Below are 24616 nucleotides of genomic sequence, written 5' to 3'. Positions count from 1 at the left end.
GCCCCCGCGGCCGGCCAGCATACCGCCGAGATCAAGGCCGAGGCCGCCGCCCTGGCCGCGAAGCCCGCGCCGAAGGCCGGGCCGGAGAAGGCGAAGCTGAAGGCCCCGCTGGCCGGCGTCCGCGTGCTGGACCTGGGCCTGGCGGTCGCCGGACCGTTCGGGTGCCAGGTGCTGGCCGACCTGGGCGCCGACGTCATCAAGATCAACGCCTTCCACGACAGCTACTGGCACAAGAACCACCTCTCCTTCGCCGCCAACCGCGGCAAGCGCTCCGTCTGCCTGGACCTCAAGGAGCCCAAGGGGATGGAGATCCTGCGCGAGCTGGTGGCGACCGCCGACGTGGTGCAGCACAACATGCGCTACGACGCGGCCCTGCGGCTGGGCGTGGACTACGAGAGCCTGAAGGCCATCAAGCCCGACCTGATCTACTGCCACAGCCGCGGCCACGAGCGCGGCCCGCGCGAGAGGCTGCCGGGCAACGACCACACCGGCGCCTGCCTGGCCGGCGCGCAATACGAAGACGGCGGCATGGCCGACGGCGGCAAGCCGATCTGGTCCCTCACCTCCTTCGGCGACACCGGCTGCGGTTTCCTCTCGGCCATCGGCATCCTGGAGGCCCTCTACCACCGCGCGAAGACCGGCGAGGGCCAGTTCGTGGGCACGGCGATCGTCTACGCCCAGTTGCTGAACATCTCGCACGCGCTGGCCCGTCCCGACGGCACGGGCTTCGAGCGGCCCAGGCTCGACCGCATGCAGACCGGCATGTCGGCGCTGAATAGCCTCTATGAGACCGCCGACGGCTGGATCGCCGTGGTGGCGCCGGAAGAAGGCCACTGGACCGCGCTGAAGGGCGTGCTTCAGGCCGGCTCTCTCGACGCCGCGGACTTCGCCACGGAGGACGGCCGCCGCCAGCACGACAAGGCCCTGCGCGCCGCCCTGGCCGCGGCCTTCAAGGGCCGCTCGGCCCTCGACTGGCGCAAGGCGCTGGACGCCGCCGGCGTGCCCGCCGAGGTCAGCGACCCCGGGTTCACCCTGGCCTTGCATGACAACGCGGAATTCCGGCGGCGCAATTGGACCGTCAGCTATCGACAGGAGCTGGTGGGTCGCCTGGACCAGACCGGCCTGCTGTTCGATTTCTCGGAGACCCCCGGCGCCATCCAGGGCCCGCCGCTGGTGGTGGGCGAATACACCCGCGAGGTGCTGACCGAGCTCGGCTACACGGCCGACCAGATCGCCGAGCTGTCGGCCGCCAAGGTCGCCGGCGTCTGGGAGTCCGGCCAGCCCCTGATCACCGGGCCGCGCCGGTTCATGGGCTACAAGCCGGAGGTCTACGACGCCAAGCCGAAATCCCCGGAACCCGCCCGAGAGCCATCGACAGCCGAATCCCCCTGAATGCCGCCATCATCCCGAAGGTCCCGCCGAGTCGCGCTGCGACGTGCGCGCGTCGGCGTCGATCCGTGCCCGTCCTGTCAGCCGTGGGCCGCTATTTCCGGGCTGCCTTAACGTGACATTGGCCATTTCGCCGCAAACCGGGCATACCCGCCTGGTTTTTCCGTCCATGACGGAGTTGCAACGACGGGTGGCCCGATGGGCGGGAGGCTTCGTAGCCGGCTCGCCCGTATTGGACGTCCTCATCAAGTCAGGAGCTGATCTGGAATGCGAGTGTTGAAGCCGGGCGTGCGGCTGAAGAGTGCGGTCTGCGAGACCCAGGTGATGGTGATCAAGACCGACGGCGGCGAGCACGACGTGCGCTGCGGCGGCGCGGAGATGCTGGAGATGGCGGCCGACGCCCCGGGCGGCGAGGTGGATCCCGCCTTCGCCGAGGGCTCGATGATGGGCAAGCGCTACGTCAACGCCGACGAGTCGCTCGAATTCCTCTGCACCAAGGGCGGCAAGGGGTCGCTATCTCTGGACGGCGCGCCGATCCTGGCCAAGCAGGCCAAGGCGCTCCCGACGTCGGACTAGAGGCGTCGCGGAGGACCAGACGATGAGTATCGCCACCCTGTTGGAGATGGCGGCGGAAGCCATGCCTGACCGCGAAGCCGTGGTCTGCGGCGGGTTGCGCCTGACCTACGCCGGCCTTCTGGAGCGTTCGCGCCGCGCCGCGGCCCAGATCGTGGCGGCGGGGGCGGGCTATGCCGGCTACCTGGCGGTGAACGGCCCCGCGGCCCCGGTGACCCTGTTCGGGGCGGCGTTGGCGGGCGTGCCCTATTCGCCGCTCAACTACCGCCTGACCGGCGAGGAGCTTTCCGCCCTGCTGGCGCGGATCGATCCCGCCCTGCTGGTCTGCGACCCGGCCTACCTGAAGGGCGTACAGGCGCCGGCGGGCGTGACGCCGGTGGACGCCGCGTCCTTCCCGGCGCCGGGCGAGGGCCTGGCCGAGGCGGTGGAGTCGGCGGTGGCGGTGCAGCTGTTCACCAGCGGCACCACCGGCCAGCCGAAGGCCGCGCTGCTCAGCCACGACAACCTGATGTCCTACATCCTGGGCACGGTGGAGTTCATGGCGGCGGAGGAGGACGAGGCCACCCTGGTGGCCGCGCCGCCCTACCACATCGCCGGCGTGGCCGGCCTGCTCTCGTCGATCTACGCCGGCCGCAAGATGGTGTTCCTGCCCAACTTCGACCCGAAGGAATGGATCCGGCTGACCAACGAAGAGCGGATCACCAACGCCTTCGTGGTGCCGACCATGCTGCAGCGGATCGTCGAGGTCCTGGACTCGGGCGCCGGCGCCGGGGTCGCGCCCAGCCTGCGGGCGGTGGCCTACGGCGGCGGCAAGGCCCCGCTCAGCGTCATCGAGCGGGCCATGGCGCTGTTTCCGGGCGTGGACTTCACCAACGCCTACGGCCTGACCGAGACCAGCTCGACCATCTGCCTGCTGGGCCCCGACGACCACCGCGCCGCAGCTGTAAGCGAGCAGGCGGAGGTGCGCCGCCGCCTGGGCTCGGTCGGCCGGCCCTTGCCCTCCATCGAGCTGGAGGTCCGCGACGATCACGGCCATCCGGCGCCGCCGGGCGTTCCCGGCCTGATCTTCGTGCGCGGCGGCCAGGTGGCCGGCGAGTACCGCGAGCAGGGCGACCTGCGCGACGCCGACGGCTGGTTCTGCACCCGCGACCACGGATGGCTGGACGACGAGGGCTTCCTGTTCCTGGAGGGCCGGGCCGACGACGTCATCGTGCGCGGCGGCGAGAACATCTCGCCGGGCGAGATCGAGGACGTGCTCCTGCGCCACCCCGCCGTGCGCGACGCCGCCGTGGTGGGGGTGCCGGACGTGGCCTGGGGCGAGGCGGTGGCCGCCGCCGTGGTGCTGAGCGCCCCGGTCACCACCGAGGAGCTGCAGGCCTGGGTGAAGGCCAGCCTGAGGTCCTCCCGCGCCCCGCAGGTGGTCCGCGTGCTCGACAGCCTGCCTTACAACGAGACCGGCAAGCTGCTGCGGCGCGTCGTCCGCGAGATCCTCGCCGACGCGGGCTGAGCGCGGCCGCGGGTCCGGGGCGGCGCAGCAGCTCGGCGTTTCCAACGTCCGCCGGACGCATTACCATCATCCGCATGACAGGCCGTGCGCGGCGCGCAGCCGCGGACGGCCGCAGGGCGGCGGCTCAACGCCCGCCCCATGAATCAGGGAGCGGGCGCATGCGGATCGGCGATCTCGAGGTTGAAGTGCTGCAGGACGGCTCCGCGCGCGGTCCGGCCGACATGTTCGGCGTGGCCGAGAACAGCGCCCATGCGGACATGGTGCACGACGGCCATATCGAGCTGCCGATCGCCTGCTTCCTGGTGCGCACCGCCGGCAAGACCGTGCTGATCGACGCCGGCATGGGCCCGACCGTCTTCGACTGGACGCCGAAGCCAGGCCGCAACATGCGGCTGGAGGGCGGCAAGCTGCCCGCCGCCCTGGCCCGTGTCGGGGTCAGCCCCGAGGACATCGACCTCATCCTGCCCACCCACATGCACCAGGACCACGGCGGCTGGATCATCGCCCACGGCGCGCCCTTCTTCCCGAACGCCGTGGTGCGCTTCGGCGCCGGCGACTGGGACGCGGTGGTCGAGACCTCCAAGTGGGAGGGTCACGCCGAGGGCATGCGCGCCCTGCGCGCCGCCGGCCGCGTCGAGCTCATCGAGCATGACGGAGAGGTGGCTCCCGGGATCGCGGCGCTCGCCACCCCCGGGCACACGCCCGGCCACCAGTGCTACGTGCTCTCCTCCGGCGGGCAGCGGGCGATGATCCTGGGCGACATCATCTCCTGCCCGCTGCAGATCGAGGCGCCGGAACGCGAAGCCCTGGCCGACATGGACAAGCAGCTCTCCATCGCCACCCGCGACCGCATCCTGCGCGAGCTCGACGGCGAGACCCTGGTGGGCGGCCCGCACTTCCCGGGCCTGCGGTTCGGTCGCGTGCTGATGGGCGAGGGCCGCCGCTACTGGTCCTGAGGGACGCCGCCGCGGTGATCCGAAGGCTGGCGATCAGGCCGGCGATGTCGGCCGGATTCGCCGGCTCGTTGCGCGCCCCGCGCTCGCCCATGACGTAGGCCCGCAGCGCGCCGTGGGCGATGTGGGAGCCCACGTCGATCGCATAGGTCCGGCGGTCCAGGGCGTCGAGGTACGCGGGGAAGGATTCCCACTCCCAGGCGATGCCCTCCGACAGCGCGGAGCCGGGAATGTCCTCCACCCCTTCCATCAGCCCGACCAGCCACTCGCGCCGGTCGGTCAGACCGCGATGTTGTAGACCCCCGCCGCGTTGGCGCTCATGATCTTCTTGGTCTCCGCGCTGGTAAAGCGTTCGAGGGTCTTGGCGGTCACGTCCAGGCTGTTCGGATAGAGGCAGACCGGGTGCGGGTAGTCGGTCTCCCACATCACGTTGTCGACACCCACCAGGTCGACCATCTCCCGCATGCCTTTCCGCTCGAACCAGAAACAGGCGTAGATGTTGCGGCGGAAGTAGTCCGACGGCTTCATGGTCAGGTACGACATGGATTCCGGCGCCAGCTCCTCGCACTGGTAGTCCAGGCTGTCGAGCAGGTAGGGGATCCAGCCGATGCCGCTCTCCACCGAGACGAACTTCAGCTTGGGGAACCGCTCCAGCACGCCTGAGAAGATCAGGTTGGTCAGCACCCGGGCGTTGGAGAAGAACATCATCGCCCCGCCGATGGCCAGCTTCTGGTCCTTGCCGTGCGACGGCCACGGCGTGCCGCCGAACCAGCTGTTCTGGGTCTGGCTGGAGCCGATGTGGAAGTTGATCGGCAGGTCGAGTTCGGTGCAGACCTCCCACAGGGGATCCCAGAAGCGCTCGTTCAGGTCCGGCATGCCGGCGTCCTGCGGGTCGGAGTTGGTGTTGATCCCCCGCATGCCCATGGCGTGGCAGCGGCGGATCTCCTTCACCGCCGCCTTGATGTCCCACCAGGGCGTCAGGGCCATGGGGAACATGCGCCCGCCCGAGGCGGCCTGCATTTCGGCGGCGGCGTCGTTGTAGATGGTGGTGGCCGCCATCCGCGTCTCGGGCGCGAAGGCCGAGGCCTTGGTGTTCCCGAAGCCCAGGACGTTCGGATAGACGATCTGGGCGTAGACCCCCATGTCGTCCATCACCTTCAGCCGCGCCTTCACGTCATGGGATCCCTCGTGGACCTCGTCGAACTTCAGGTCCCAGAAGCCCATGCCGTGCAGCTTGGCGCCGTCCTTCATGATGCAGCTCGAGTGCTGGCTCTTGCCGAACGGCTTGCCGTCGATGAACCACCAGGCCTCGCCGTCCTTCTCGCGGACCTGCGGCACCAGCTCCTTCATCGCGCCCGTCGCGCGGGAGGTCCAGAGGTCCACCGGCTCGGTCCAGTGGGTGTCGACGTCGATCACCTTCAGGCCCGCGAAGGGGTTCGGCTTGCTGGCGGGCTTTGCCGAGACAAGGGTGGTCATGGAGGGCGCTCCCAGGGGGTGTTTCCGGCGTCCTGCGCGAGGTGTCGCCAGCAGCGCCGACTATTGATCTTGTCGCGGATCATACGAAGGCGGGACTTGGGCCTCCAATGCTATTTGAAGCTCGCTCCGGTCTCATTCCGGCATCGATCGCATTCCGACTCCTCCCTGGACCTCGCCGGAACCGGCGTAGTAGCGTCGCCGCCAACGAACGGAGCAGCCCGTCTCTCCGGCGAGGTCGCCCGAAGCGGCGTTCGACAAACCGAAAGGAAAGCCCATGCCCAGGAAAGTGACGGTCGAGGACCGGCTGGAAGTCTCCGACGTGCTGGCCCGTTACTGCTTCTTCGTCGACGAGGGGGATTCCGACGCCTGGGTGGACCTCTGGACCGAGGACGGCGTCTTCGCCGGCAGCGCCCCGGAGCCCATCCGCGGGCGCGAGGCCCTGCGGCGCGTGCCGGTCGGCGCGCTCTCCGCGGGCACGCGCCACAAGCTGGTGAACCTGATCTGCGAGTACGGCGACAGCGAGGACGACATGATCGTCCGCGCCTACAACTTCGTCACCAGCTGGATGAACGGGGCGAACATCGCCTGCAACGCCGTGGTGCGCTACCATCTGGTCCGGCGCGGCGACACCTGGAAGATCAAGAGCAACCGCATACGCCTGCAGGTCCCGGCCGGCTACCCGGAAGGCCGCCTGCCGCCCGGCTTCCCCTATCCGGCCAACAAGCCGACCGTCTGGCCTGACATCTAGAGAGGGTTGAAATCGGGTTGATCAGGTCTCCGCTCATCCCGGCCCCGGGTCCGGGGTGAGCGGGTTTTGAGGGGACGACTCCGCCTGAACTCATAGCGTCCGCCGGATGCGTCAGGCCGCCGAGGCCGGCTCCTTGCCGGTCAGCGCGTCGTGCACCGAGAGCGCCAGCGCCCGGCTGTCGAAAGGCTTGCGCAGCAGGCGCGCCGGGCGGCCCAGGGCCTGTTCCAGGGCGTCGGAGACGGCGTAGCCGCTGGCGAACACCACCGGCAGGCGCGGCCGCTGCGCCAGCGCCCGGCGGGTCACCTCGGCGCCGGTCATCCCCGGCATGGCGTAGTCCACCAGCATCAGGTCCACCGACTGTTCGTCGAGCACCTTGAGCGCCGTGACCCCGTCCTCCGCCTCCAGGGTCACATAGCCCATGTGGGCCAGGGCGTCGGTCACATAGGCCCGCACCCCGGCGTCGTCGTCCACCACCAGGATCCGCGCGCCCGCCACCACCGGCGCCGGCTCATTCTCCGCCGGCGGCTCCTCGGCCGCCGCAAGCGTCTTCGCCCGGGGCAGGTAGATGGTCACCGTCGTGCCGAGGTCCGGCGCGCTGTCGATGCGGGCCGTGCCCCCGGCCTGCTTGGCGATGCCGTAGACCTGGGCCAGGCCCAGTCCCGTGCCCTTGCCCAGATCCTTGGTGGTGAAGAACGGCTCGAACGCCCGCGCCCGCACCGTCTCCGACATGCCGGCTCCGGTGTCGCTCACCGAGAGCAGCAGGTATTCGCCCGCCTCGAGTTCCGGATCCGCCTCCAGGGCGGCCAGCCGGGACCGCAACAGGATCCGGCCGCCGTCCGGCATGGCGTCGCGGGCGTTGATGCACAGGTTCAGCACCGCGAGCTCGAGCTGGGTGGCGTCCGCCGTGACCTGCACCGTCACGTCGTTCAGGTCGTAGGCGATCTCCACGCCGGGGCCGACGGTGTTAGGCAGCAGGCGGTCCAGGCGGGCGGTCAACTCGGCCACGTTCAGCGCCCGGAGCTCGAGTTTCTGCGAGCGCGAGAAGGCCAGGAGCTGGGCGGTCAGCCGCGCCCCGCGCTCGGCCGCGGCCAGGCCGGTCAAGGCCAGCCGCTCCACCCGCGCCGCGTCGTTCGGGCGGCGGCCGATCAGCTCCAGGCTGCCCTGAACACTCTGCAGCAGGTTATTGAAATCATGTGCGATTCCTCCGGTAAGCTGCCCCAGCGTCTCCATCTTCTGCGATTGCCGGAGCGCTTCCTCCGCCGACTCCCGCCGCTGCTCCTGGTTCCGGAGTTCCTGGTTCAGCCGCGTCAGGTCCAGCGCCCGCGCCTCGGCCTCCTGCGACGCGGCGATCAGCCGCTTCTGCACCGACCGCATGCCGGCGACGATCAGCACCGAGATGAGCAGCAGCAGCGCCGTCCCGGCGTGGCGGCCGATATAGGCGGCCAGCGGCTCGGGGGCGGTGCGCAGATAGACCGTTCCGACGGCGCGGCCCTCATGGGTCACCACGACCGCGACCCCGGCCTGGCTCCGCCGGACCACCGCGCCGGGCGGCGGCGCCCGTTCCGGCGGCGCGGCGTGGCGGGTGGCGTAGCGCGCCAGCTGCTGTCCGGCGGCGTCATAGACGCCCGCGACCTCGATCCCGGGATTGGCGCGAAGCGCCGACATGGCCTCCTGCGCCGCCTGGGAGTCGCCGAACACCAGGGCGGGCTCCACCGTGGCGGCCATCACCGCGGTCTGGGCGGCAAGCGAGCCGATCCGCCGCGACCGGTAGATCGACTCGTTGAAGATGGTGATCGCCAAGCTGACCAGGATCAGCCCGATCGCGCCGATCAACGCGACAACGGTCATCCGGTCACGGCGCAGGGGCGGCGACGCGTTCATCGATCCACCTCGGCAGCAAGGTTGAGCAGCTTGGAACTCACCGTCAATCCGCCGGCCGCGGCCGCGCGCAGGTCGATGATGAAGCGGACCCGGTTGGCGGTGACGATGAAATGGATCGCACCCCGGCCTTCATTGACCGGGCCGTCGGTGACGGTGAGCACCGGGGCGCCGGCCAGCGCCTTCAAGGCCGCCGCCGCCGGGTGTTCGCTGGACCCGCCCACGAACGCGATGTGGCAGCCGGCTGCGCCCGTCGCCACGCCGACCCGCCGCACGACGATCGGCCGGGCGCCCACCGTCTGTCCTTGCACGGAGCGGTCGAGGAGGGCGCCGAACGGGTCGTGGCCGACCACGCAGACGGTGAACGGCGAAGCGGGGGAGGGAAAGGCCGAGGCGGGCCATTCCACATAGGCCCCGAACTTGTAGAGGAACGCGGCCTTGACCGGAAACTCCAGCGTCGGCGGCTGGGCCGCCGCGATCGGCGCCGCCGCCGCCAGGGCGATCGCCGCCAGGACGAGGCGCGGCCCGCGCATCACCGGTCGACGCGGACGCCCGTCGTCTGTCGCCGCGGCGGGCCGCGCCCGGCCGCCGCCAGTCGCGAAATGTCCAGGCTCTCCGGAGCCTTTCCGATGTCGCGGCCACGAACCGTGAGACCGGCGCTGAGGCGCCGGACCGCCGTGGCGTCGAAATCGCCCCACGCTTCGAGCCCCCAGATCCGACCCTTCAGGCCGGCGTCGATCCTGACTGAAAAAAAGCCGATCGGCGAAGCGTCATTTGAGCGCAACCTGCCATAGCCGTCCAGGGATATGCTCATCGAAACGGAGAGCCCGGCCCGAGCCGGCCGCAGGCTGGAACCGGCGCCGGTCTCCAGGACGAGGCCCGTCGCCGTCACGGGCTGGAGAAAACCGGAAAGCGTGCGGTCAGCCGCCGGCCTGGGCGCGGGCCAGCCGCGCGGCCTCCAGCATCCGCAGGGCGGTCTCCTCGGCGGCGTCCGGGGTCATGGTGAAAGCGACGCCCGCCGGGCCCCAGACCACCACGTCGCCGTCCACCGGGGCCGGGGCGCTGGGCTCGCTGTAGGCGCGGCTGCGGCTGGCCTCGACGCGCCTGAGGCTGGCTACGTGGCTGGGGACGGGGCTGGGCGCCGGACGCCGTTCTGGCCCCATGGGATAGGCTCCTTTCCCATGCAACACCCGGCCGGCGCGTCTGTTCCCTAAGGTGCGCCCGCCCGGCCATGCCGCCCGGAGGTCGATGACCATTCCGCCGGGCGACCGGGCCGTTTCGCTCAAAGTCCCAGCCCGCCGCTGGCGGTCAGGGTCTCGCCGGTGATCCAGCCGCCTTCCTTCGAGGCCAGGAACAGCACCACCTCGGCGATGTCCCCCGGCTGGCCGATCCGGCCGAGCGGGGTGCGGCGGGCGTAGTCCTCCAGCGCCCCCGGCTGCCTGAGCCGGGCGGCCGTCATGTCCGTCTCCACCGCGCCGGGCGCCACGCCGTTGACGGTGATGCCCCGCAGGCCGGCGTCGCGGGCGAGCAGGGCGGTCAGGGTGTTCAGCCCCGCCTTGGCCGGGGTGTAGACCGGCACGTCGGGGTAGGCCCGCCGCGCGCCGAGGGCGGAGATGTTCACCACCCGCCCGCCGTCGCGCATCCGCCGCAGGCCGCGCTGGATGACGAAGAACGGTCCCTTCAGGTTCACCGCCATCACCCGGTCGAATTCCGCCTCGTCCACCTTGTCGAACTGCGCCCCGCCGCCGAGCGCGGCGTTGTTCACCACGATGTCGAGATAGGGCCTGCCGCCCACGCCCCAGGCCCGGTCCAGCGCCGCGAACAGCGCGTCGATGTCGGCCAGCCGCCCGATGTCGGCCTGCACGGCCAAGGCCTCGCCGCCGCGGGCCGCGATCCCCGCCGCCACCGCCTCGGCCGCGTCGCGGTCGGCCAGGTAGCAGACCGCCACCCGCGCGCCTTCCGACGCCAGCCGCTCGGCGATCGCGCGGCCGACCCCGCGGCTGGCCCCCGTCACCAGCGCGGCCTTGCCGGCCAGTCGTCCCTCGGATGTCATGTCGCTCGGTCTCCACAGGCGCCGGACATCCGCGTAACCCTCTCGGCCAATTTCAGCCATCAGATCCCGCGATCCTGCGATCTCCGTATGGAGGGTTTCACGATGCGTCTGTTCGCTTTTTGCCTGTCCGCCGCCCTGGCGGTCGCCGCGCCCGCCTTCGCCGCCTTCCTGCACCCGGCCGACACCGACAAGGACGGGAAGATCAGCAAGGCCGAGTGGAGCGCCTTCAAGTTCGACCCGGCCCAGTTCGCCAAGGCTGACGCCAACCACGACGGCTATGTGGACGGCGCGGAGTTCATGGCCTGGGACGCCGCCGGCCGCGGCAAGCCGGCGGGCTAGAGCGGGTTGAAATCGGGTTGATCCGCCTCCGCTCGTCCCGGCGAAGGCCCATAGGCGCTAACTTAAGGGCGACGGCGCCTTTTTCCTCCCCGTCCCGGAGAGGACGGGGAGGAAAAGCTCCCGGTGAACCCGGCAGGCTCAACTTACCGCCTATGGGCCTTCGCCGGGGCGGGCGGGTTTTGAGCGGGCGATTCCGCCTGGAATCATCGTGCTCCAGGGTCCGCTAAGCCCCGATGAGGTGCAGCGCCACCTCCCGCCGGTGCGCCGCGCGCCGGTGCTCGAAGAGGTAGATCCCCTGCCAGGTCCCGAGCACCGCGCGGCCTTCCGCCACCGGGATCGAGAGCTGCACGCCGGTCAGCGCCGCGCGCAGGTGCGCCGGCATGTCGTCGGGCCCCTCGTCGTCGTGCGCATAGCGCCCCCGGGCCTCCGGGGCGAGGTCTTCGAAGAAGGCCTCCAGGTCGGCGCGCACCGCCGGCGCGGCGTTTTCCTGCACCAGCAGCGAGGCCGAGGTGTGGCGGCAGAACAGGGTGAGCAGCCCCGTCCCGATTCCCTGCCCGGCGACCCAGCGGCTCACCTCGCCGGTGATCTCCACCAGGCCGCGGCCCGGGGTGCGGACGGTCAGGGTGTGCAGGGCCTGGCGCATGTCGGGCTCCTTCCGGCGGCGGCGGGGGATCGGCCGTCCCGCTGGAACGATCGCGGGGTCGCGTCGTTCGGATGTCAAACCGCATTTGGAGACACCCATGCCCGCACCGCAAAAGCTCGACGCCATCGCCCTGCTGAAAGCCGACCACCGCAAGGTCGAGGACCTGTTCGCCAGGTTCGAGGCCGCCAGGGGCGCCAGCCGGAAGAAGAGCCTGGCCGAGCAGATCTGCCTGGAGCTCACCGTCCACACCAAGATCGAGGAGGATATCTTCTACCCGGCCTGCGCCGGCGAGGTGGAGCAGGACCTCCTGAAGGAAGCCTATGTCGAGCACGACGGCGCCAAGGTGCTGATCGCCGAGATCGAGGCCGGCGGCCCCGGCGACGACTTCTACGACGCCAAGGTCAAGGTCCTCTCCGAGATGATCGAGCACCACGTCGAGGAGGAGGAGAAGCGCTCCGACGGCATGTTCGCCCAGGCCCGCAAGGCCGGCCTCGACATGGACGCCCTGGGCGGGCGGATGGCCGCCGAGAAGGCCGATCTGGTGGCCGCCTACAAGTCCGGCGGCGTGGCCAAGCCCGAGACGCCCACCTTCACGGGGACTTCGCTTGCCTGACGACGTGGCGAGCGACGCGCCGGAGCCGCTCCCGGACGCGGTCGCCGCCTCGGTCGAGCACGTGGTCGCCCTGCACCGGGAGCACCACGCCCAGGCGACCGCCCTGCAGCGGGGGATTGACGCGGCCACGGCGCGGCTGGCGCGGCCCGGCGCCCTGGTCCTGGTGGCCCTGGTCCTGGCGTTCGGGACCGGGCTCGCGGTCTGGGCGAGGGGCGGGGCGGTGGATCAGCCCCTGTTCGCCTGGCTGGAGTTCGCGGCCACCGTCGCGGCCCTGATCTTCGCGCTGCTGATCCTCGTCACCCAGCGCCGCGCGGACGAGCTGGCCGAGAGGCGGGCCCGCTTGACCCTGGAGCTGGCGATCCTCGCCGACCGCAAGAGCGCCAAAATCATCGAGCTGCTGGAGGACCTGCGCCGCGACCATCCGGACGTGGTGGACCGCGATGATCCCGAGGCCCACGCCATGGCCGAGCCCGTCGACCCCGCCGCCGTCGGCACCGCCATCGACGCCCAGGTGGACGCCTGAGAGGCCGCCCCGCAGGCCCGCGGGCGTTGAAAAAACGCCTGACAAGCCGCGAACACCCATGACACAAAGGCGCCGCGGCCCTTCGCGGCGTCGGTCATCAACGAGAAAGAGGAAGACGTGTTCGGATTGCGGTTCGACATGCGCGCGCCCGTCAACGGGGCGCCCGCCACCGACCTCTACCGCGCGGCGCTGGAGATGACCGCCTGGGCGGAGACCCGCGGCGCGGTCGGCGCCCTGGTCTGCGAGCACCACAAGTCCGCCGACGGCTACCTGCCGGCCCCGATGGTGCTGATCTCGGCGCTGGCGGCGCGCACGACGAAGATCCCGCTGGCGGTCTCGATCGTGCAGCTGCCGCTCTACAACCCCGTGCGCCTGGCCGAGGAGATGTGCGTCGTCGACATCCTCTCTAACGGCCGCACCCGCTTCGTGGGCGGCCTCGGCTACCGCACCGAGGAATACGAGATGTACGGCGTCGACTTCAGCCGGCGCGGCGCCATCGCCGAGGAGAACCTCGCCCTGCTGCTGCGCGCGGTGACGGGAGAGCCCTTCGAGCACCAGGGCCGGCGCATCCACGTCACCCCGGGACCGGTGACGCCGGGCGGCCCGCGCATCGCCTGGGGCGGCGGCAGCAAGGCGGCGGCGCGCCGCGCGGGCCGCTACGGCCTGGACTTCTTCGCCCAGAGGGGCGACCCGGCGCTGCGGGACGCCTATGAGGAGGCCTGCCGCGCCAACGGCCACGAGCCGCAGATCTGCAACCTTCCGGTCGCCGGCTCCCCGGCCACCGTGTTCGTGGCCGAGGACCTCGACGCGGCCTGGGCCGAGCTCGGTCCCTACATGATGAACGACGTGCTGGGCTACGCCGCCTGGAACGAGGGCAACGAGGACACCAGCAGCCTCTCCTTCGTGCGCACGGCGGAGGAGCTTCGCGCCGAGAACGGCAGTCACCGGATCATGACGGTGGACCAAGCCGTGGCCTACATCCGCTCCGGCGGGCGGCTTTCGCTGCACCCCATCGTCGGCGGCCTGCCGCCTGAGATCGGGTGGCGCTACCTGCACACCGTGGTGGACAAGGTGATGCCGGCGGTGGCCGCAGCCGGCGCCTGAAGCGACGGCCTTGTCCGGTCAGCGTTCCGCCTTGGCCGGGACCAGGTCCCGGATCGCGGCCGCGAGCGCGTCCTGCGTGAACGGTTTCGAGATCCGCGACGCGCGAAGGTCGACCCCCGCCGGCGTTTCGGCGTAACCGGTGGCGATCAGCACCGGCAACTGCGGCCGATCCGCCAGGACCGCCTCGCGGAGCTCCAGCCCGGTCATCTGCGGCATGGCCTGGTCGGTGATCATCAGATCCAGGTGAGGGTGGTGCGCGAGCGCGGCCAGGGCCTCCTGGCCGGACGCGGCCTCGATGACGTGGTGGCCAAGGTCCTCGAGCAGGGCGGCGGTGTTTCTGAGCACAAGGCTGTCGTCATCCACGGCCAGGATTCGCAGCCGCCGGGACTCCGCGGTGTCCACGACCGGCTCATAGGCCGCCGGATCGCCCGGCGCGTCGGCGGCCGTGACCGGCAGCCACAGCTCCACCGACGAGCCTTCGCCCTGGCGGCTGTGGATCGTCAGCCGCCCGCCGGACTGCGCCGTGAGGCCATGCACCATCGACAGGCCCAGCCCGGTCCCCTTGCCGACCCCCTTCGTCGTGAAGAAGGGCTCGGCGGCGCGCGCCAGCGTCGCCTCGTCCATGCCCTCGCCGGTGTCCGTCACCTGCAGGCGGATGTACTCCCCCGGCGCGAGCGGTCCGTCGCCGCCCCCGACCGTTTCCCGGCGGGCCGAAATCGAGATGCCGCCGCCGTTCGGCATGGCGTCGCGCGCGTTGACCACCAGGTTCAGGAGCCCGGTCTCCAGTTGCGCCGGGTCGGTGCGCACCGGGGGCAGGCCGGGCGCGAAGCAGGTTTCGATGTGGATGGTCGGGCCGATCGAGCGCTGCAGGAAGTTGAGCATGTTCTGCACCAGCGACGTCAGGTCCACCGCCTCCAGCTTCAGCTCCTGCTTGCGCGCGAAGGCCAGCATCCGCTGGGTCAGGGTGGTGCCCCGCTGGGCGCCCTGGATCGCATTGTCGACCAGCGGGGTGATGCGCGGGTCGTTGGGTATCCGCTTGCGCACCAGCTCGAGGCTGCCGAGCACGGCCATCAGCAGGTTGTTGAAGTCGTGGGCCACCCCGCCGGTGAGCTGGCCGATGGCGTCGAGCTTCTGCGACTGGAACAGGGCCTCGCGCGCCTGCTCCAGCGCCTGCTGGGCCTCCCGCCTTTCGGTGATGTCGCGCGTCACCTTGGCGAAGCCGACCACGCTGCCGCCGTCGTCCCGGATCGGATCGATGACCACATGCGCCCAGAAGCGCTCGCCGCCCTTGCGGACCCGCCAGCCCTCCTGCTCCCAGCGCCCTTCCCGCAGGGCGGTCTCCAGGCCGTGCGCCGGGACGCCGGCATCGCGGTCCTCCTGTGTGTAGAAGCGCGAGAAGTGCTGTCCGACGATCTCCTCGGGATGGTATCCCTTGATCCGCTGGGCCCCGGGGTTCCAGTTGGTGACCCGGCCCTCGCGGTCGAGCATGTAGATGGCATAGTCCGTGACCCCCTGGACCAGCAGCTTGAACTGCTCCTCGCTGCGGCGCAGGGCGTCCTCGGCCTCCTTCCGATCGGTGAGGTCGCGCGTGACCTTCGCAAACCCCACCAACTTTCCGGACGGCGCCCGGATGGGGTCGATGATCACATGCGCCCAGAACTGTTCGCCGTTCTTCCGGACGCGCCATCCCTCGCGCTCGAAGCGTCCTTTCTCCGCCGCGGTCCGCAACGCCAGCTCGGGAAGTCCGGCCGCCCGGTCCTCGTCGGTGTAGAACGTCGAGAAGTGCCGGCCCACGATTTCGTCGGCGGCGTACCCCTTGAAACGCTGCGCGCCGGGGTTCCAGCTGATGACGACGCCCGTGACGTCCAGCATGTAGATGGCGTAGTCGGTGATCGCATCGACGAGCAGACGATATCGACGTTCGTCCGACTTGACGTCCACGACGGGCGTTGCGTGTTCCATCCGGTCCTCTCGCCGCCGATGCGCGGCGGCGCCTATTCGACATCGGGGCGATGACGCCATGTGCGCCGGGCGCCGGCGGTCCCCCGACGCCTTTCAGCGATCGGGTTGGCGCGCCCGTCGATCGTAACGCCTGTGGTCGGTTAAGGCTGCGACGTCGTCGCGTCCGACGCTTTCGCCGGCCGATCGTCCGTTCCCGCCTAGAGCGCGGCCCCCTCGGGCGCGCCCCCGGTCGCCGGCGGCGGCGCGCAGTGGCCGGCGCGCGCCTGGACGACGTAGAGCAGGGCCCGGGCGTGGGCGAAGGTGTTGTGTTCGGCGAGCGGGTTGGTCGGCTGGCCGGTGGTGATGCTGAGCGCCTCCGCGGCGGGATCCGCCTGACCGACGGTCTGCTGGTTCCAGCGCGCCAGGGCGCCGCCGCAGGCCGCCACCGCAGCCTCGGAGACCGCGTCCGCGTCGTCGCCGGACGGCGCCAGGGTGTAGGCCCATCGGCGCACGCAATCCTCCACCGCGGCGGTGGCGTCGGTCGCGACCGGAGGGGCGGCGGCGTTCGGGGCCGGAGTCTTCGCGGCCTTGAAATCGTAGCAGAGCCCGGTGTTCGCGGCCTTCATCTGCCGCTCGTTGCAGCCCGCCAGGCCAAGGCCCGCGACGCATGCCGCCGTGATGAGAGCTTTGAGGGTCATGTGGGGGTTCCTTAGCGGTCGCAGACTTGCATCGGCTGCTGCACCAGCCGGCCGCGGTCGTCATAGAAGGCGCGGGTGGTCATGCGGCAGCTGGCCACGGGATAGGCGGCCGGCGCGTAGCCGGCCGGCCCCGCGCCCGGGGTGACGGGCTGGCCATACCGGTCGTAGTAGACGGTGCGCGTGGGCGCCGGCGCCGCGTCGGCGTAGCCGTGCGCCCGGCTCGAGGACCGGCGCGCCGGCGCACGATAGTAGGAGGCGGAGCGGTAGCGCCGGCACCCGGCGCGGCCGATCTCGTGTCCCACCACCGCGCCGCCCAGCCCGCCGATCACCGCGCCGCCGCCGCCGTGCGAAACGGCGTTGCCCAGCAGCGCCCCGCCGACGCCGCCCAGGATGGTCCCGGTGGTCTTGCGGCTCCTGCAGGAGGCCGCGTCCGCATCCATGGGCGCCGCCAGAATCGGCAGCGCCGCCACCGCAGCGAGGCTCCCGGCCATGATCCAGTTACGCATGGAATATCACTCCCTCCAGTTCCAGTGCAGATGCAAACGCGCCAGACGCCGGCAGGATGCAAGTAAAGCTTGGGGGTGCTTCAGGGCGTCGGTGAGGCGGCCGTCACGTCACGTCATGACGTCGCCCCTGCGAGCGGGAGTCGCAGCGGCGGTCTCGACTTGCACCCGGTCGTCCGAATTCCTCTCGGATCTCTGGGCGCCGGAAATCGATGTTCAACGGCGACCGGCGCGTGCGAGCGCAAATCCGAAGGAGACAATCCCCGCCATCCGGCGTCGGACGAATGGTGGTGGGCGCAGTCGGGGCGCGACTTGTCTCCAGCTCGGAAGCAGGCGAACTCTGCGTCATGGCTTTGGGCGCGCTGATCTTGACCCACGGTCGCTGGCTCGCAACTGACGCGAGCTGATTTCAGCAGCTCGCCAGATGCCTCATGACCGTGTTCTCGCTTTCCGTACGAATGCTGGACTTGGTGTCGTTGAATTGCTTCCAGGACGGGATTTCGCTCAACGGAATACGGGTCTTCTTGAGGACCTCGTCGCGATCGCCAAACGCGGCCAGGTTCCGGTATTCGAGGAGGAACAGTGAGTCCCAGGGCTCCGGATCTCCGACAGGGAACCGGTTCATGAAGAAGCGGTAGCGGCTGAGGGCGCCTTCCTTGATCCACCCCTCGGCCTGGGGAACGACGTAGCCGGATACGAACTGCCGATACTGATCGGCTTTGTTGTACGTGTAGGGGATCGCGTAGAACACGTGGTCGGCGAGCGGCCCGGGTTGCGGGGCCTCGCCGTCCCATTCCAGATCGGCCGAATAAGTCGCGGAGGGTTTGGCCAGCTTCAGGCCTACCGGGCTAAGCCCGCCCGGCATTGTCTTTTCGATCTTTTGCCAGCGATCGGTGTCCTCGTAGCGTCTGAAGTTGAGCACCGTCATGGCGTCCAACGTGCTGGGCTGCACGAAGGGATTGAACAGGATCTGACAGCTGGTCAGCACCCCTTCCGACTTGAGCTTGCGCAGCAGAGCCACGCCTTCCGTCTGTAGATAGGCGCGAAAGGCGGGACGATCCGCCGGTTGGGCCCTGTAGGTGATGATGAGCTCGCGTGGTCCGCCATGAATCGGAATTGAGGCGGCCATCGCCGATCCAGACGACAGCGGCATGACCATTGCGCAGACCGCAGTCAGACACCGGAGCCAAGCACCCATTGAGGAACCTCACGCACTGTGTGTCGATGAACAGCGACCACCTTAGCGTCGCAGGTGAGCCGTCAGGGGCGGCCACTCACGCGCCCCAGAATTGACGTTGACGCTTCGGTCCAGCGTCAGCGCGTCGCCCTCGAAGAAGCAGGAAACGGTGTCTCGGAACGCCGATCCCGAAAAGATCCAGGTGAGTTCGAGATGTCGCGGGTCGATCCAGCGGGCGCCGGCGAAGACTGTCGCGTCGTCCCACTCGTAGCCATGATGCAGGGAGCGACCCGGCATGTCCGTGCGTCCCTCTATCCATGCGTCCAGACCAGCCGCGATCTGATGCTCACCGGTTGCGTCGGCGAGGTGGAACACGCACCGGTCTTCCGCGAACTCGAGCCGGATCGCATCGATCCCGAAGGGATTGGGATCGACGTGCCAGGTCCGGCCGCTGATCGCTTCCGGCAAGTTGGAGCCCGAGGATTGGAGCGGCCAGGGTTCGGCTGCCTTTCGCAAACGATCGCGAAGCACCCTGTCGGCTTCGGACTCATCCCTCGGCGGGCCAAACATCGCCGGAATGTGGCGGTCGAGAAGTGGCTTGACCTCTTTGGCGCGCCCCATGGCGCCGGTCATGACCAGGATCGCGTCGTGCTGGGGCAGCACCAGCCCCAGCTGCATGAACAAGCCGATGCCGGCAAACCCGCCATCCGGATAGGTCCACCAGTGATAGCCGTAGTTGACTTCAGGCGTCTGGGGCCGCGTGGCCTCTGCCATCCACTCGGACGGCACAAGTTGGCGCCCCTGCCATGAGCCCTTGTGAGCCGCGAGCATACAGATCTTGAGCAGGTCGCTTACCCTGCAGCTCAGCCCATTGCCGGCGGGATTGAAGCCATCCGGCCCTACGTCCCAGGTTTCGCCCGTGATCCCGAGCGGAGCGAAGATGCTGGGTTTGACATACTCGTGAAGTGTTTGGCCGGTCGTGCGGTAGAGGATGGCGGCCAGCATGTAACTCGCGGCGCTGCTGTAGACGTAGCGTTCGCCCGGCCGGGACTCGACGGGAATCTTGAAGAATTCGGCGATCCAGCTCGTCTCGATCGCGCGCCAGACCGGACCTCCGACCTCGGCTGCATGGCCTGTGCGCATGGTGAGGAGGTCCTCGACCGTCATGGCGGCGAGGTTTTCGCTGACCACCTCCGGCAGGAGGTCCGGGAAGAACGACACCACGTGATCGGTGAGGGCGAACGCGCCGTCCGCGATCGCCAGCCCTACGGCGCAGGATGCCACGCTCTTGGCGAAGGAGTGCATGATGCGCCGATCGCCCGGACGGTACGGCCAAGAAAAGGCCTCGACCCCCAGGCGGCCGTGCCGATAGAGCATGAGGCTGTGGACTTCGTTGCCGGCCGCCTTGAGGTCGTCCAGCATGGCCAGAATTGCATGGGCGTCGACGCCAAGCTCGTGGGGTTTGGCGCGCTGCAGCTCACCATTGAAGCCTCCGGCGGCTGCGGCCGGGAGAGCCGTTCCTTCGACGTCTGCCCTACTTTCCATACATCACCGAACCCTTTCCAAGAACGTTAGGGAGGCGCTCCCAGGCGGTCAATTTCTTTGTACTATGGCACCATATAGTGCATGAGAGTTTTGCAGCCACGTGTTTTCCCAGGCGCTTCGATCTGGGGCGGTCGCCACTTTGAGCTGAGGCCGCGACCGGACACGCCTGTTAGACGGCGGGCCCGATCCAGATCGTCTTGGTGTTCATGAATTCCTTCATACCCTGCTCGCCGAGCTCACGACCGTAGCCAGAGTGCTTCACGCCGCCGAACGGCAGGCGCGGATCGGACGCCACGACGCCATTGATGAACACGGCGCCTGCGTCGATGCGGCGGGCGAACGCCTTCGCGCGGCTAAGGTCCCGCGTCCAGATGGACGCGCCCAATCCGAATTCGGTGTCGTTGGCCATAGTGAGGGCCTCGTCCTCGTCGGCTACGCGCGTGATCGCCGCCACCGGACCGAAGGTCTCTTCGCGGAAGGCAGCCATGTGCGGCAGCACATGGTCGATGATGGTGGGCGGATAGAAGAAGCCGGGACCCGCCGCCGGCATGCCGCCGAGCCGCAGCCAGCCGCCCGCCGAGACCGTACGCTGAACCTGGTCATCCAACGCCACACGGAGGTTGGCCCGCGCCATCGGTCCGATTTGCACGCCTGGCTCAAAGGGGTCGCCCATTTTGAGTTGCTGGGCACGAGCGACGAAGAGGTCCACGAACTGGTCGGCGACAGCGTCCACGACCAGGAAGCGCTTGGCATTGATGCAGCTTTGCCCGGTGTTCAGGTACCGGGCCTTGACGGCTGCATCGGCTGCCAGCTCGAGATCCGCGTCGGCGAGCACGATGAAGGGGTCGGACCCGCCCAGTTCGAGGACCTGCTTCTTCAGCGCCTTGCCAGCCTGAGAAGCCACGATCATGCCGACCTGGGTGGAGCCGGTCAGGGTGACGGCGGCGATGCGCGGATCGGCGATGAGCCCCGCCACGGCAGTGTTTTCGACGACCAGATTGATGACGAGGCCGTTCGGGGCGCCCGCCTTGACCAGGAGGTCCTCGATCGCTTTCGCGCAGAGCGGAACATTCGCCGCATGCTTCAGCGCTGCGCCGTTGCCGGCTATCAGGGCAGGGGCGAGGAAGCGGAAGAATTGCCAGAAGGGATAATTCCACGGCATGATCGCCAGCACGACGCCGAGCGGATCGTGGACGACGAGGCTCTCGCTGGCGTTGGACGGCATCGCCGTATCGGCAAGGAATTTCAGGCCGCTGTCGGCGTAGAAGTCGCAGTTGATGGCGCATTTTTCGATTTCGGCTTCCGCCTCGAGCAGGGGCTTGCCCATCTCCAGCGAGATGAGCCGCGCCAGCTCGGCCTTGTCGCTGCGCAGCGCCTGCGCGATGCGGCGCAGGAGGGCGGCGCGGTGTTCCGGCGCCGTCCGTCGCCATTTCCTCTGGGCGGCTGTGGCGGCGTCCAAGGCGTGCTCGACCGCCTCCTCACCTTGAAGTTTGAAGCGGGCCAGTTCGGCTCCGGTCGCGGGGTTGAGGGAGACGATCATGGCGCACCTGCGGTGATGGCGTGGGCCACGGCGTTCGCGAACGCCTCGGTCCGGGCTTCGCCGCCGATGTCCCGGGTGCGCAGCGCCGGCTGATCCAATACCGTCTCGACCGATTGTTCGATCAGCCGGGAAGCCCGGCGCAATCGCTCGTCCGCGCGCCGCGCGCCAAGCCAGTCGAGAAGCATCGCCGCTGAAAGGATCAGGGAGGTCGGATTCGCGACGCCTTGCCCCGCGATGTCGGGGGCCGAGCCGTGCTGGGCTTGAGCGACGCAGAGCGCGTCGCCGGCGTTGATGGAGCCTCCCAGACCGAGACTTCCACTCAGCTCTGAGGCTTCGTCGGAAAGGATGTCGCCGAACATGTTCGTCGTCACCATGACGTCGAAGCGGTCTGGCGAGCGGATCAGAAGCGCCGCGGCGGCGTCGACGATTACCTCCTCAAGTTCGATATCCGGATACTCGGCGGCGACCTTGCGGACCTCGCGCAGGAACAGCGCGTCCGAGAGCTTCAAAACATTTGCCTTGTGCACTGCGGTGACCTTCTGCCGGCGGCCAGACGCGAGCTCGAATGCGGCTCGAGCGACCCGCGCGGACGCCTTGGCGGTGATCTTGCGGATCGAGAATGCGCTGTCGGCATCGGGCATGAATTCGCCCGAGCCGGCGAACATGTTGCGGTCCGAGTAGAAGCCTTCGGTGTTTTCCCGAACGATCACCAGGTCCATCGGCCTACGCAGGATGCTCAGCCCCTTGCGCGAGCGGCATGGCCGGACGTTCGCGTACAGTTCGAAGACGGTTCGCAACTCTGCGGAAGGATTGATGCCGCCCTCCACGCGGGAGGGATACTCGTAGTGCGACACTGGACCCAAGACGACGCCGTCGACCTGCGGAATGCGCTCCATGACTGCTTGTGGCAACGTCGTTCCTTGTTCGGCCAAGCTCTTGAGGCCGATGTCCATCTGCTCGATGGAGAATCCGATCCCAAGCGCCACGTCGACGGCGTCCAGCACCCGCAGAGTGGCATGGGTAATTTCTGGACCAATTCCGTCGCCGGGCAAAAATAGGAGGTTCATTGAAGGTCCTCAGAGACTGAACACTCGCGCGGCTTGCCGCGGCAGGAGACGGGAGGCCGGGGGCGAGGCGGCGGAGGCTCGCCCCCGGCCGGCCGGCTAGAACTCGGTGGAAACGGAGAATTTCACGACGGAGGGCGCGCCCTCCGCCAGGAACAGCGAGCCCGTAGAGGCCCAGTATCGCGTGTTTCCGACATTCTCGGCGTTGACCCGGAAAGTGGTCCGATGGCCGTAGAGCTCGCGTTGGTAGGCGGCGCCGAGGTTCAGTAGCGTATAGCCGGGGATCCATCCCTCATTGAGGTTGTTCACCGCCCGCTTGCCGATGTGGAAGATCCCGGCGTTGATGCTAAGCCCCTCGATCAGCTCATTCAGGCGGTACTCGCCGGAGAGCGAGTAGGTGATCTTCGGCGTGTTCTCCACATAGCGACCCACCGCCGTGGGCGTAACAGCCGTCCCCGAAATAACCGTCGCGGCGCCCGATTCCTGCTTGGCGTTCAGGTATTGGGCGCTGACGTAGACCGACAGGTTCGGGGTGACCTCGCCGGTCAGGCTGGCTTCGACTCCTCGGTACCGTGCGCGGCCGTCCTGAACATAGAGGTTCTGGGCATTTACGTAGGTCGAGCCACGGTCGATATCGAAGTAGGCCGTCTGGAAAAGAAGCCCGCGGACCGGCTCCACCTTCACCCCGACTTCCCACTGGGTGCTCTCCGTCGGAGGCAGCTGCGCGAGCGCATTGACCGCAGCGATGGGAGCCAGCGGCGTCGACTCCAGGCCCTCGATGTAGGTCCCGTAGAACGACGCCCAGCTGCGGGGCTTCAGGACCACGCCGTAGGACACCGCGGTCGGGCTGGCGTGGAAGGTCGTGGCGCCGGTGGTGCGGTTACTTTCGGTGTAGTCGGAGTAGCGTACACCGGCGAGCACCTGCAGCCACTCGTGGTACTTGATCCGGTCGAAAACGTAATAGCCGATGTCCAGGATACCTGTCGTCACCCCGCCGGGAACGGGCTGAATAGTGCTTTCGGGTACATCCTGCGGTGCCCAGAAATTCTGCGGGGCGGTGACCTTAGCCTGGTTGGCGTTGAACTGGGTGCGCTCGTTGCGTGAGGCGCCGAGCAGGATCTCGTGCAGCAGCGGCCCGGTGTAGAACGTCCCGGCGACTTCGCCGCGGATGTTCTTGTTCACGGCTTTGTAGTTGTTCTGGATGCTGATCGACTCCGTGCCTGCTCCGGTGACGAAGTCGGTCGCCGTGAAGCTCGAGAAATGGCGCGTGCGGGCCAGCTTGGATTGGCCGCCGTCGAGCGTGACCTCCCACTGGTCGTTGATCTTGTAGCGGATGCGCCCTAGGGCGTTGTCTTCCTTAGCGCTGTTCTTCAGCCACTCCGAGCCAAGGTTGGTGGTCGGGTCGAGGAGCGGCGGCAGCGCGATCGACGGATAGAGGTTCGTCCCCGTCGATTTCGGAGCCACCAGCAACCAGTCAGTGGGCTCCGGCATCGTCTTCTCAATGTGCTCGACGTCCAGGCTAATGGTGAGCTTGTCGATCGGCTTGAGGTCGAAGGCGCCGGCCAAGAGCGTGCGGTGCCCTTCGGTCTTTTTAATGCCGGACTCCACGTCGGCGTTCACTAGGTTGATCCGCGCGCCGAACATGCCCCAAGTATCGCTCGCGTCGATGTGGCCGCCGATCGAGCCGTGGCTGTCGCCGAACACGTGCGCGAGCAGGTACTCGCTCTGACTCGGGCGCTTCATCGTCAGGTTGATAATACCGGCGGGCGTGGTGAAGCCGTAGTAGAGGGCCGAGGCGCCCTTCAGGGCTTCCACGCGGTCCTTGTCTTCGAGCGGCAGGTCGACGAGGTTAATGATCGGCAGGCTGGAATCGAGACGGTAGTTGCCGCGGTTCTCAACATTGATGCCGCGGATCGCCATGTTGCTGTAGACGGTCGGAGAGGTCTGGGCCTGGGTGACCCCGGCAGTGTTTTTCAGCGCATCCAACAAGCTCATCGCCTGCTGCGAAACTAGCACCTGGTTCGGGATCACGCTGATGGTCATCGGGGTGTCGAGGGCCTTCGCGCCGCGGAAGCTGCCCGCCTGGACGAGCTCGGCGCCGTAGCCCTTGCGGTCGGCGGTGACGACGATCTCCTCCAGCACCGGCTGTGTGTTAGCCGCAGCAGCGGCGGCGGTGGCCGGCGTAGCGGCGGCCGAGATGGCTGGTGCCGTCTGCGCCAGCGCAGTGGTCCCCATGAGGACGGCGACGGACAGGCCGCCCCCGAAGACCATGGCCGGAGCCCGGATGGGCATAGGCATATCGTATCCCCTATGATCGCGCATTGCGCTTTGTGCAGCTAGAAGTCGGCC

At 68.9% G+C, this 24616-nt stretch carries 25 protein-coding genes; 10 read left to right on the top strand and 15 right to left on the bottom strand.

Features of this window, described 5'->3' with window-relative positions; translation table 11 throughout:
• From VGL30_RS16900 to VGL30_RS16885, 4 genes are all read left to right on the top strand, one after another.
• Positions 1-1392: CoA transferase (locus VGL30_RS16900; protein ID WP_331541191.1), on the top strand; the 1392-nt coding region annotated here is incomplete at its 5' end.
• A 264-nt stretch (positions 1393-1656) separates the two neighbouring features.
• Entirely contained in the window at positions 1657-1965 is a 309-nt protein-coding gene (locus tag VGL30_RS16895) for a hypothetical protein (RefSeq protein WP_331541190.1), read from the top strand.
• Positions 1966-1987: 22 nt separating this feature from the next.
• Positions 1988-3469, top strand: a complete 1482-nt coding sequence (locus VGL30_RS16890; RefSeq protein WP_331541189.1) for a class I adenylate-forming enzyme family protein — start codon at positions 1988-1990, stop codon at positions 3467-3469.
• 158 nt (positions 3470-3627) lie between these two features.
• Entirely contained in the window at positions 3628-4425 is a 798-nt protein-coding gene (locus VGL30_RS16885; protein ID WP_331541188.1) for an MBL fold metallo-hydrolase, read from the top strand.
• A gap of 276 nt (positions 4426-4701) precedes the next feature.
• Here the strand turns inward: VGL30_RS16885 and VGL30_RS16880 are convergent, their stop codons facing one another.
• Entirely contained in the window at positions 4702-5898 is a 1197-nt protein-coding gene (locus VGL30_RS16880; protein WP_331541187.1) for an amidohydrolase family protein, read from the bottom strand.
• A gap of 274 nt (positions 5899-6172) precedes the next feature.
• Between VGL30_RS16880 and VGL30_RS16875 the strand changes: the two genes are divergently transcribed.
• Positions 6173-6646, top strand: coding sequence for a nuclear transport factor 2 family protein (locus VGL30_RS16875; RefSeq protein WP_331541186.1), 474 nt, complete (start codon positions 6173-6175; stop codon positions 6644-6646).
• Between the two features lie 111 nt (positions 6647-6757).
• Here the strand turns inward: VGL30_RS16875 and VGL30_RS16870 are convergent, their stop codons facing one another.
• The 5 genes from VGL30_RS16870 to VGL30_RS16850 all read right to left on the bottom strand — a co-directional run bounded on the left by VGL30_RS16870 (position 6758) and on the right by VGL30_RS16850 (position 10577).
• The gene (locus VGL30_RS16870) at positions 6758-8527 is read right to left on the bottom strand and encodes an ATP-binding protein (RefSeq protein ID WP_331541185.1); all 1770 of its coding nucleotides are present in this window, start codon (positions 8525-8527) and stop codon (positions 6758-6760) included.
• A complete protein-coding gene (locus VGL30_RS16865; RefSeq protein WP_331541184.1) occupies positions 8524-9057 on the bottom strand; it encodes a YfiR family protein in 534 nt (177 codons plus the stop codon). Before VGL30_RS16865 ends, VGL30_RS16870 begins: the two co-directional genes overlap by 4 nt.
• Complete coding sequence (locus tag VGL30_RS16860; RefSeq protein ID WP_331541183.1) at positions 9057-9416, bottom strand: hypothetical protein; 360 nt, start codon at positions 9414-9416, stop codon at positions 9057-9059. Before VGL30_RS16860 ends, VGL30_RS16865 begins: the two co-directional genes overlap by 1 nt.
• 28 nt (positions 9417-9444) lie before the next feature.
• Entirely contained in the window at positions 9445-9687 is a 243-nt protein-coding gene (locus tag VGL30_RS16855; protein WP_331541182.1) for a hypothetical protein, read from the bottom strand.
• A gap of 119 nt (positions 9688-9806) precedes the next feature.
• A complete protein-coding gene (locus VGL30_RS16850) occupies positions 9807-10577 on the bottom strand; it encodes an SDR family NAD(P)-dependent oxidoreductase (protein WP_331541181.1) in 771 nt (256 codons plus the stop codon).
• 102 nt (positions 10578-10679) lie between these two features.
• On the opposite strand from VGL30_RS16850, the gene VGL30_RS16845 reads away from it, so the two are divergent.
• Positions 10680-10916 (top strand): hypothetical protein, encoded by a 237-nt coding sequence (locus VGL30_RS16845; RefSeq protein ID WP_331541180.1) that lies wholly within the window; start codon positions 10680-10682, stop codon positions 10914-10916.
• A 223-nt stretch (positions 10917-11139) separates the two neighbouring features.
• Here the strand turns inward: VGL30_RS16845 and VGL30_RS16840 are convergent, their stop codons facing one another.
• Positions 11140-11559, bottom strand: a complete 420-nt coding sequence (locus VGL30_RS16840) for a secondary thiamine-phosphate synthase enzyme YjbQ (RefSeq protein ID WP_331541179.1) — start codon at positions 11557-11559, stop codon at positions 11140-11142.
• Positions 11560-11656: 97 nt separating this feature from the next.
• Between VGL30_RS16840 and VGL30_RS16835 the strand changes: the two genes are divergently transcribed.
• The 3 genes from VGL30_RS16835 (at position 11657) to VGL30_RS16825 (ending at position 13799) form a co-directional block, all read left to right on the top strand.
• Complete coding sequence (locus tag VGL30_RS16835; protein ID WP_331541178.1) at positions 11657-12172, top strand: hemerythrin domain-containing protein; 516 nt, start codon at positions 11657-11659, stop codon at positions 12170-12172.
• Positions 12165-12695, top strand: coding sequence for a DUF1003 domain-containing protein (locus VGL30_RS16830; protein ID WP_331541177.1), 531 nt, complete (start codon positions 12165-12167; stop codon positions 12693-12695). Before VGL30_RS16835 ends, VGL30_RS16830 begins: the two co-directional genes overlap by 8 nt.
• A 117-nt stretch (positions 12696-12812) precedes the next feature.
• A complete protein-coding gene (locus tag VGL30_RS16825; RefSeq protein WP_331541176.1) occupies positions 12813-13799 on the top strand; it encodes an LLM class flavin-dependent oxidoreductase in 987 nt (328 codons plus the stop codon).
• Positions 13800-13817: 18 nt separating this feature from the next.
• Here VGL30_RS16825 and VGL30_RS16820 read toward each other — a convergent pair whose 3' ends face one another.
• The 5 genes from VGL30_RS16820 to VGL30_RS16800 all read right to left on the bottom strand — a co-directional run bounded on the left by VGL30_RS16820 (position 13818) and on the right by VGL30_RS16800 (position 19540).
• The gene (locus VGL30_RS16820; RefSeq protein WP_331541175.1) at positions 13818-15761 is read right to left on the bottom strand and encodes a PAS domain S-box protein; all 1944 of its coding nucleotides are present in this window, start codon (positions 15759-15761) and stop codon (positions 13818-13820) included.
• A 197-nt stretch (positions 15762-15958) separates the two neighbouring features.
• On the bottom strand, positions 15959-16438 hold the full coding sequence (locus tag VGL30_RS16815; protein WP_331541174.1) for a hypothetical protein: 480 nt from the start codon (positions 16436-16438) through the stop codon (positions 15959-15961).
• Positions 16439-16449: 11 nt separating this feature from the next.
• On the bottom strand, positions 16450-16944 hold the full coding sequence (locus tag VGL30_RS16810) for a hypothetical protein (protein WP_331541173.1): 495 nt from the start codon (positions 16942-16944) through the stop codon (positions 16450-16452).
• Between the two features lie 406 nt (positions 16945-17350).
• Entirely contained in the window at positions 17351-18100 is a 750-nt protein-coding gene (locus tag VGL30_RS16805; protein ID WP_331541172.1) for a hypothetical protein, read from the bottom strand.
• Positions 18101-18181: 81 nt separating this feature from the next.
• Positions 18182-19540, bottom strand: a complete 1359-nt coding sequence (locus VGL30_RS16800; protein ID WP_331541171.1) for a serine hydrolase domain-containing protein — start codon at positions 19538-19540, stop codon at positions 18182-18184.
• A 12-nt stretch (positions 19541-19552) separates the two neighbouring features.
• Here VGL30_RS16800 and VGL30_RS16795 point away from each other — a divergent pair, with 12 nt between their 5' ends.
• The gene (locus VGL30_RS16795) at positions 19553-19693 is read left to right on the top strand and encodes a hypothetical protein (RefSeq protein ID WP_331541170.1); all 141 of its coding nucleotides are present in this window, start codon (positions 19553-19555) and stop codon (positions 19691-19693) included.
• Positions 19694-19832: 139 nt separating this feature from the next.
• Here the strand turns inward: VGL30_RS16795 and VGL30_RS16790 are convergent, their stop codons facing one another.
• The 3 genes from VGL30_RS16790 to VGL30_RS16780 form a co-directional block, all read right to left on the bottom strand.
• Entirely contained in the window at positions 19833-21203 is a 1371-nt protein-coding gene (locus VGL30_RS16790; protein ID WP_331541169.1) for an NAD-dependent succinate-semialdehyde dehydrogenase, read from the bottom strand.
• Entirely contained in the window at positions 21200-22270 is a 1071-nt protein-coding gene (locus tag VGL30_RS16785; protein ID WP_331541168.1) for an isocitrate/isopropylmalate dehydrogenase family protein, read from the bottom strand. The genes VGL30_RS16790 and VGL30_RS16785 overlap by 4 nt, the downstream gene beginning before the upstream one ends.
• 96 nt (positions 22271-22366) lie before the next feature.
• Positions 22367-24565 (bottom strand): TonB-dependent siderophore receptor, encoded by a 2199-nt coding sequence (locus VGL30_RS16780; protein ID WP_331541167.1) that lies wholly within the window; start codon positions 24563-24565, stop codon positions 22367-22369.
• Positions 24566-24616: the final 51 nt, after the last annotated feature.

Origin of the sequence: Phenylobacterium sp., from assembly GCF_036502675.1 — a bacterium.
Taxonomy (GTDB): domain Bacteria; phylum Pseudomonadota; class Alphaproteobacteria; order Caulobacterales; family Caulobacteraceae; genus Phenylobacterium.
This window is presented reverse-complemented; position numbering and strand designations above follow the sequence as displayed.